Origin of the sequence: Sulfitobacter sp. (assembly GCF_041552635.1) — a bacterium.
Classification (GTDB): domain Bacteria; phylum Pseudomonadota; class Alphaproteobacteria; order Rhodobacterales; family Rhodobacteraceae; genus Sulfitobacter.
This window is the reverse complement of the sequence record NZ_JBFEKM010000283.1, coordinates 1-3,104: the sequence shown is the minus strand read 5'-3', so window position 1 is coordinate 3,104 and position 3,104 is coordinate 1. Positions and strand designations below refer to the sequence as shown.

The 3,104-nt window shown below is 57.2% G+C and carries 3 protein-coding genes; all 3 read left to right on the top strand.

The features are described from left to right. The first annotated feature begins 66 nt into the window (after positions 1 to 66). From ABYT07_RS20040 to ABYT07_RS20030, 3 genes are read left to right on the top strand one after another with little or no spacing between them, the layout of a single operon-like run. The gene (locus ABYT07_RS20040; RefSeq protein ID WP_372993773.1) at positions 67 to 1,398 is read left to right on the top strand and encodes a nitrous oxide reductase family maturation protein NosD; all 1,332 of its coding nucleotides are present in this window, start codon (positions 67 to 69) and stop codon (positions 1,396 to 1,398) included. Further along, complete coding sequence (locus ABYT07_RS20035; protein ID WP_372993772.1) at positions 1,364 to 2,260, top strand: ABC transporter ATP-binding protein; 897 nt, start codon at positions 1,364 to 1,366, stop codon at positions 2,258 to 2,260. Before ABYT07_RS20040 ends, ABYT07_RS20035 begins: the two co-directional genes overlap by 35 nt. Next, on the top strand, positions 2,257 to 3,081 hold the full coding sequence (locus ABYT07_RS20030) for an ABC transporter permease (protein WP_372993771.1): 825 nt from the start codon (positions 2,257 to 2,259) through the stop codon (positions 3,079 to 3,081). The genes ABYT07_RS20035 and ABYT07_RS20030 overlap by 4 nt, the downstream gene beginning before the upstream one ends. The last annotated feature ends 23 nt before the right edge of the window (positions 3,082 to 3,104 follow it).

Below are 3,104 nucleotides of genomic sequence, written 5' to 3'. Positions count from 1 at the left end.
GTTCTGCCACGCCCTCCACATGGAGATGCGCGGCCGGATGTTCGTTGAGCCAAAGGCGGTCTGACCATGATACGTGCCCTGTTCCTTATGTTATCTTTGCTGGTCGCACTGCCCCTCTGGGCAGACGAACGGCATGTGATGGCGGGGCAGGGCACGCTTGCAACAGCCATCGCCGGGGCCGCTCCTGGCGATGTTCTTATTCTGCAATCCGGCCTGCACACTGGTCCCGTTATAATCGACAGACCACTCACCCTTACCGGTGGGCATGATGCGATTATTGATGGTATGGGCCAAGGCACAGTGGTGAGCATTGATGCGCCTGATGTGACCATCACGAACCTGACCGTGACAGGCTCGGGTCTCAACAGCCAGGCCACCGATGCAGGTATAAAAATTCTCAAGAAAGCTGATCGTGCTGTCATCGAAGGCAACCGTGTGCTGGGCAACTTGCACGGGATTGACGTCCACGGTGGCCACGATGCGCAGGTCCGTGACAACATCATTGAGGGCACACGCAACCCGCGCATGAATGATCGTGGCAACGGTATCTATGTTTGGAATTCACCGGGGACAGTGGTTGAGGGCAATTCGGTCCGTTGGGGCCGTGATGGAATCTTTTCGAACGCTTCGCGGAAGGGGACTTACCGGAACAATCTATTCCGTGATCTTCGCTTTGCCGTCCACTATATGTACACCAACGATTCCGAAGTCTCTGGCAATGTGTCGATCGGGAACCACCTTGGCTATGCCATCATGTTCTCCAATAAAGTCGTCATCAGAGACAATCTGAGCCTGTCTGACCGCAGTCACGGTGTCATGCTGAACTTTGCCAACAATGCCGACGTGTCGGGAAACCTGGTCCGCGGCGGGGCGGACCGTTGTACGTTTATCTACAACGCGCACAAGAACCTGATCTATGAGAACCGCTTTGAGGGCTGTAACATCGGCATCCATTTCACTGCCGGGTCAGAGCGTAATGTGCTGACCGGCAATGCGTTTCTGGGTAACCGCACGCAGGTGAAATATGTCGGCACACGCGATATCGAATGGAGCTTTGAGGGCAGGGGCAACTACTGGTCCGATCATAGCAGCTTTGATCTGGGCGGTGACGGGATCGCCGACAGCGCCTTTCGACCCAATGACCTGATGGATCATATCTTGTGGTCGCAGCAAGCTGCTGCACTTTTGACCGGCGCACCTGTTGTCCAGTTGATCCGTTGGGCCCAGTCTAGTTTCCCCGCCACGCTGCCGGGTGGGGTTGTCGATAGCGCACCACTCATGACTGCACCAAACATAGAAATACCCTCAAAGTATCTCGCGATGGAGGCCGAAGCAGCCTCCAGATGGAATGAAAGCGAACCAGATGACTTCGACGTTAACGATCTCTCATCTCACTAAGACATTCGGCAGGGTCAATGCCTTGTCTGATGTGTCTTTGCATGTGGCCCCCGGTGAGCGGGTTGCGTTGCTGGGGCATAATGGTGCTGGCAAATCGACACTGATGAAAGTGATCCTGGGTTTGATTGCAGCAGATAGCGGCGAGATTTCCGTCTGTGGTGCGGCACCGGGTAGTGCAACAGCGCGCGCGAAGGTCGCGTATTTGCCCGAAAACGCCACGTTTCATTCTGCGCTGACAGGGTTGGAGCAGATCACTTATTATCTGCGATTGCGCGGAGAGAACACATCTGGGGCGATGCCCCTGTTGGATAAAGTCGGTCTGGGACATGCGGCCAAGCGGCGTATCGGCACCTATTCCAAGGGTATGCGTCAACGTGTGGGACTGGCCCAAACCCTGATCGGGCATCCTGACCTTTTAGTGCTGGACGAACCGACCAGCGGTCTCGATCCTGTTTCGCGCCGCGACTTTTATGAGCTTCTGGATGGTCTGGCCGCCGAAGGTGCTGCAATCTTGCTGTCCAGCCATGCATTGACAGAGGTAGAGGCGCGGACAGACAGGCTAATGATCCTGTCGGGCGGGCAGATGGTGGCCACCGGGTCACTGCCGGAATTGCGGCGCGAGGCTGCATTGCCTGTTGCGATGCACATCACTGCGATCAACGGCTATGACGCCGACATTCTAGGCGCGTTGCCCAATGCCATCCGCGTGGGCAATGCGTTGCATCTTAGCTGCACCCAAGAGGATAAACTTGCCACTCTCGCGCAGGTCTCAGCGTTCAAAGACAAGGTGGCCGACATCGACGTCATCCCACCCAGCCTTGAAGATATCTATAGCCATTTCAGCAGGAGGGACGGCCAATGATTGCCCGCATCCTTGCCACCGCCATTACCGAGGCACATATCGCGCGGCGCAACCGCTGGGTGCTGATTGCGGCGGTGTTGATGGTGGTTTTCTCGCTGGTTTTATCGGCAGTCGGCTCTGCCCCAAGTGGCGGGCTTGGTGCTGACCGCTTGTCCATCACGGTAGCGTCGTTGACCTCGCTCTCGGTCTATCTGGTGCCGCTGGTCGCGCTGTTGATGTCCTTTGACGCGGTTGCAGGCGAAGTTGAACGGGGTGCGCTGCCCTTGCTGCTAACCTATCCTGTTGGCCGCTGGGAGATTTTGGCAGGCAAACTGGTGGCGCATACAGGCATTTTGATTGTCGCCCTTGTGGCAGGGTATGGGGCCGCGGCTTTTATTGCGGTGGCTGGCGACCCTGCGGCAGCCGCGGGCTTTGGGGCCTTGTGGCGGCTGACATGGACGTCGACCTTTTTGGGCGCGACATTTCTAGGGATCGGTTATGCCCTGTCTTCCTTAGCGCGGCGCGCGTCGGGTGCAGCGGGTTTGGCGATCGGCCTTTGGCTGGGGTTGGTTGTGCTCTATGATCTTGCGCTTTTGGCGGCGGTTGTTGCTGATGATGGCGGTATGTTCACCACCCAGTTCTTTCCTGCGGCTTTGCTTGCCAATCCGGCTGACGCTTTTCGCCTGTTCAACCTGACGGCCTCCCAGGCGACGGCGGCGGCATCCGGCATCGGTGCCGCTGCGGCGTCGATTGCCCTGTGGAAATCGTTGTTGTCTGTTCTGGTCTGGCCTTTGATTGCCCTCGGTCTTGCCACGTTTGCGTTCAGAAAGGTCGAACCATGATCCGTTTTCTGTCCATCATCGCG

Excerpts from the sequence above, each read along its gene's own strand:
- ABYT07_RS20030 (WP_372993771.1), top strand. The coding sequence starts at position 2,257 with ATGATTGCCCGCATCCTTGCCACCGCCATTACCGAGGCACATATCGCG.
- ABYT07_RS20035 (WP_372993772.1), top strand. The coding sequence starts at position 1,364 with ATGACTTCGACGTTAACGATCTCTCATCTCACTAAGACATTCGGCAGG.
- ABYT07_RS20040 (WP_372993773.1), top strand. The coding sequence starts at position 67 with ATGATACGTGCCCTGTTCCTTATGTTATCTTTGCTGGTCGCACTGCCC.